The following is a 4,906-nucleotide window of genomic DNA, read 5'->3' as shown; positions in this document are numbered from 1 at the left end:
CTAGGCATTAGCCTAGGTCTTAAATTTTAAAAAACACATAAAAATTAAGGCTATAGTCTCAATTTTCAACTTCACATAACGTGTATTCTATTAATTTTAAGAACTCTTAATTATGCCTCTAAAATATCGATTAGCTGTTCCTTAGTTAAAGTATAAGGCTTACCAAGCTCTTGCCATTTAGCAATCATTCGTTCATATACATGAACTTTAGCTGAATGAGAGTTTCTGTTGCCTGCTTGGATCACATCAACATAGCGATTATCTTTTTCCAGAGCATCAACAAAACTCATAAACTCAGGCTCATTATTCCCATCAAAACCAGGGAACTTTACTTGAGTATCTGAAATACCACTTTTATCAGATAATCGACTGTAAGTATCACCAATTAGTTCATAGACCTGTAGGATATCTAAAACAAGGTCAGCATCTTCCGATGGTAAGTTTTCAGAGAAGTAATCAAAACTTTGAGAGTATAGCCACTCATGACCATCTCGTAGCTGTTCAGCTAACTTAAAGTGATAATCCGAATTATCCGTATTTAAATGACCTAAAATTTCATGCTGATTAGCTAGAAATAAACGCTCTTTATCTGTTAATTCAATTTTCATTTGTTCATCTTATAAAGTATTGGAACTCTATATATCTATTTATTATTTTATTTTTCAAGGTATTATCCCTATTAATTTCACTTAATTTATATTCCTTGTTTTAGCTTTCGAACAAATGGACATCCATCTCTACCATATCCTCCAAAATCAGGACGTTCAGGGAAAAACCATTGTTGACCATTCCAATCAACGTCATGAGTAGTAGGTTTTTGTGGATTGAATACAACTTTACATACTCCAAAAGGAGAGTTACTAGGATAAATATTCATAACAACGCAGTTACGATTACCTACCCTTATCCAATCATATGGTTTAATTTCTGGATGTTTCATGGCACTTTACCCCTTATTAGATACTTACTTTTAAAAATAATCTTTTAAATATTAAATATATATGAAAAAATGCTTTACTATTTAGTATATGCTATCTAGTATATTAATTAGATACCGCTTCGCCTCTGTCAACATTCTTGACATATATATATCGAGTTATCGATATATTGCCTACTAAGCGGTTTTTTTTCGTCTGGAGAAAAGTTCCTTGTTGATCCCATACAACAAAAGCTATCTAACATTAGATCAACAAATTGAAAAACTTAAAGTCAATGGACTGATCATTCATAATGAAAATTACGCTAAAAAATGTTTAATCAGTTACAACTATTATCGACTTAGTGCTTATTGGCATTTATTCAGACAACGAGATCCAAATGATAGTACTAAAAAGTTAGGTAAATTCGAATCAGGTCATACTTTTGAAGAAGTTATACAAATTTATGAGTTCGACTATCAATTACGTAAACTAATTTTTGAAGCAATTACTGATATAGAAACATTTCTAAGAACTCAGGTCGCCTACCATATACCGGGTATCAACAATGATGCATTCGCTATGTATGATCAATCACTGTTCTACATGCGATCACGTAGAAATTTGAAAGGTATCGACTATCAGGGGTTGATGAAAGGTATCAACACTGAAATATCCCGTGCTAAAGGCGAAGACTTTATTAGTCACTTTAAGAATACTTATAATGATACTTATGATGACCACCCAAAACTACCATTTTGGGTGCTAACTGAAATTGTGAGTTTCGGCACTTTAAGAAAAATTTACAAACACCTTAAATCATCACATAAGCATTTAATAAGTGATAGTTTCAATATTGGTACGACATCATCAAGTTCACCATCTCCATACATTCATATAGATAAGGAAAACTTAAACAGTCATTTATTCTTAATTAATAAATATCGTAATGTTTGTGCTCATCATGGCAGGCTTTGGAATAGAAAAGTTAAGGATGTACTTACTGCTGATGCTGCTACAGAACTACAAATATCTGACCATACAAATGGTGGGCTGTATGCCCTAATTATTGTCATTGCTAGATTACTAGAGCCTACAGGTCACGCTAAAGATTGGAAAGATTCAATATATTGTCTTTTAGAAAAAAACTTTCCGTTAGGAGATATCACAAAGTTTACAACACTCCCCTTGGACTGGCATAAGCATCCAATTTGGAAATAACCAAACCCCGATAAATATCAGTTTTTTTATTAATATGCTTTACATTTTTTGAGATTATTTAACATAAAATCTCTTATGCGAAATTTAGGTCTTATCCCAAATAAATCCATTAAAAAGATCTTTATCTTTCTGCTTATTTTCTTCGGTCTTATTTTCCGTATTTAAAAATTGCTCAAAATCGGCTAATTGCTGTTTAAACGATTCATCATTTTTTAATTTATTTAAAGCCCAAGCTCCCAGTAGAATTTTACGTCTCGTATCATCTTTACGTTGCTGATCAGAAACTTTCTTTTTTTCACGAGCAGCAATAGCTTGTTTTTGTGCTTTTAGTTGTCTTAATCGTTCTTCTTGCTTTGCAATTTTTTGCTCTAAAGTTTCAACACTCATACCATCACCATCTCAAGGAATCCCCCTCAAGCATAGGTCTGTTTGAATTGAAATTCAAGACAGCCCATGCTATCGTGGTTTTCCCGAAGGGCGCACTTAGCCATTGGATTTCATCCAATGGTGCGACAAGGGGTAAATCCCCTTTGTAATCCCCTGACCAACATATACATGTTGGTAATTTCGATAAATCGAAATAAAGAGCAAAAGCAAAATGGCGATATATCATTTTTCAGTTAAAACGATTAGTAGAGGTAATGGACGATCGGCCGTTGCTTGTGCTGCATATCGTTCAAGTGAAAAATTGGTATGCGATTTTTATGGAAAAGAACAAGACTACACAAGAAAAACTGGTGTCGAATTTACAAAAATCTATGCACCTGAAAATACAAATACTGAGTTACTCAAGCGCCAAACACTTTGGAATGAAGTCGAAAAGGTTGAACGTAGAAAAGATGCATTACTTGCAAGAGAGTTTGAGATTGCATTTCCCAGTGAGTTAAACGCTGAACAGCGTGAAAATATGCTCAATGAACTTTGCCGAAACCTCGTTAAAAAATACGGTGTCATCGTTGATGCTGCTATTCATGCACCTCATACAGACAGTGGAAGTGATGAACGCAACTACCATGCACACATCATGTTCACAACCCGAAGTATTAATGAGCAGGGTGGCTTTTCAGCAAAAAAATATAGGGACTTCAGTCGTGACAATGGCACAGAAACTGTAAGCCACTGGAGAGAATCATTTGCAGAGTTATGCAATCATCACCTGGAACAAAATGGATTTGATGAACGTGTCGATCACAGAAGTTATGAAGACCAGGAAAGTGACCTAGAAGCAACTCAGCACGAAGGTCCTCAAGCGACATACCTCCGGAGACGAGGGATATTTACAGAAATTAGTCTGAAAAATGATGAAATTAAGCTACGTAATTTAAAAATCAAAAAGGTCATCGCACTGGATGAAAACATCAAAGTATCTGAGGATCTTGTTCAAAAAGTACGAAGTGAGCTTCAGTTTCAATACTCTCAAGCTGAGTATTCAGAAAAAACTTCTCAGAAACTTTATGAATTCCAAAATGAAGAATTATCAAAATTAACAACAAAATTAGACACGATGAGTTCTGCAATATCAGAACTACGCAAAAAAGAGCCTTTATTTTTTAAAACAAAATGGATCAATCAAATAAATGACCTGATCGACCAACACAACACCCAACTAGACATCCAAAAGCATATTTCTGGTCTTAGTGAAATAGAAAAAAAAGAGAGATATTCTGATCATTTAAATAAATGGACAGAAGAAAATCAGCTGCTCCAGCCTAAAAAGTCTTTTGCAAAACTTGACGAACCGAACATCACTGTTAAACAACGAAAACTTAATGATCAAATTTCAAATATAGATCATCAAATTTCTGAAATATCACGCAGAGAAACTGAGTATCAAGAGTATGTACGCGATCAAAGACTGGAGATCATAAATAGTTATATATTTGAAGAAGATAACTATGGAAATAAATACTTTAGTCCTCAAAATGGTGAAAAACAAAAGCGACTATATGCAGAAGAAATGGAAGATCTAAAAATCCAAGAATTGCATGCGGCTTTTACAAAAAAAATTGAGACCGAAGCGCAGCAAGAGTTTTCCCAAAAAATAGCAATACAGCTCGAAAACGACCGAAAAGATCGTGAATCTAGAGAACAGCAGTTACGTAAAGAACGAGAGCAACAAGAACAACGCTATGCACAAGAACGAGAGCAACAAGAACATTTGGCATTTTTAAGACGCCAAGAACAAGAAAAACAGCAGAGAAATGAGCCTAAAAAGCCAGAAAATGACAATAACCATGACTACACGCCTTAGCAATCCCATTTAAGCGCAAAAAAACGGGGGTTTTAGCGACTTTTGATAGAAATACAGTAAAACTATAGTTGATAAAAATAAAATCGCTTAGAACGCAAATGAGAGCCTTTTAGCGAGTGTCTACGAGCGACACAACGAAAGGTTGCTTATTCCCCCTCTGAAAAACCGTTTTTTATTGAATTACTGGGGACAGTGATTAGCGAGTGTCTACGAGCGAAGTATTGATGCTTTTGCTCGTCAAAAAGCATGAGCATAGCGAATGCATTATTCATGTTTTGCTTTTTGAATCCTTGATCATATATGCAAAAAACTGCCCCCACGAAGCGAGTGAAACGAGCTTCAATAGAGTACGAGCTTTAGCGAGTACCAAGGGCAGTTTTAATAACTCACTTTGGAAATAAATTCCCTTTTATTCTTTTAAAAAGCTTTTAAAAGCTTTTAGACCCTCTGAAAACCTTATGCAGCAATAGTTTCAAGCGTTAAAAGGGTACAAATAGCATGATAAAGGGTACAAATA

General features: G+C 34.6%; 5 protein-coding genes. 2 read left to right on the top strand and 3 right to left on the bottom strand.

Annotated features, from left to right (window positions below; all coding sequences use genetic code 11):
* Window positions 1-110 precede the first annotated feature (110 nt).
* Entirely contained in the window at window positions 111-608 is a 498-nt protein-coding gene (locus tag C502_RS0117680; protein WP_018680090.1) for a YfbU family protein, read from the bottom strand.
* An 86-nt stretch (window positions 609-694) separates the two neighbouring features.
* Complete coding sequence (locus C502_RS0117675) at window positions 695-940, bottom strand: hypothetical protein (RefSeq protein WP_018680089.1); 246 nt, start codon at window positions 938-940, stop codon at window positions 695-697.
* A 208-nt stretch (window positions 941-1,148) separates the two neighbouring features.
* Here C502_RS0117675 and C502_RS0117670 point away from each other — a divergent pair, with 208 nt between their 5' ends.
* Window positions 1,149-2,138, top strand: a complete 990-nt coding sequence (locus C502_RS0117670) for an Abi family protein (RefSeq protein ID WP_018680088.1) — start codon at window positions 1,149-1,151, stop codon at window positions 2,136-2,138.
* 84 nt (window positions 2,139-2,222) lie between these two features.
* On the opposite strand, the gene C502_RS0117665 is transcribed toward C502_RS0117670, so the two are convergent.
* A complete protein-coding gene (locus tag C502_RS0117665) occupies window positions 2,223-2,525 on the bottom strand; it encodes a hypothetical protein (RefSeq protein ID WP_018680087.1) in 303 nt (100 codons plus the stop codon).
* Between the two features lie 211 nt (window positions 2,526-2,736).
* On the opposite strand from C502_RS0117665, the gene mobQ reads away from it, so the two are divergent.
* Window positions 2,737-4,389, top strand: coding sequence for a MobQ family relaxase (gene mobQ / locus C502_RS0117660; RefSeq protein ID WP_018680086.1), 1,653 nt, complete (start codon window positions 2,737-2,739; stop codon window positions 4,387-4,389).
* Window positions 4,390-4,906 lie beyond the last annotated feature (517 nt).

It is taken from the genome of Acinetobacter tjernbergiae DSM 14971 = CIP 107465 (assembly GCF_000374425.1).
In the GTDB taxonomy this organism is placed as follows: Bacteria; Pseudomonadota; Gammaproteobacteria; order Pseudomonadales; family Moraxellaceae; genus Acinetobacter; species Acinetobacter tjernbergiae.
Note: the sequence above shows the minus strand (reverse complement) of the source record. Positions and strands in the feature narration are given on the sequence as shown.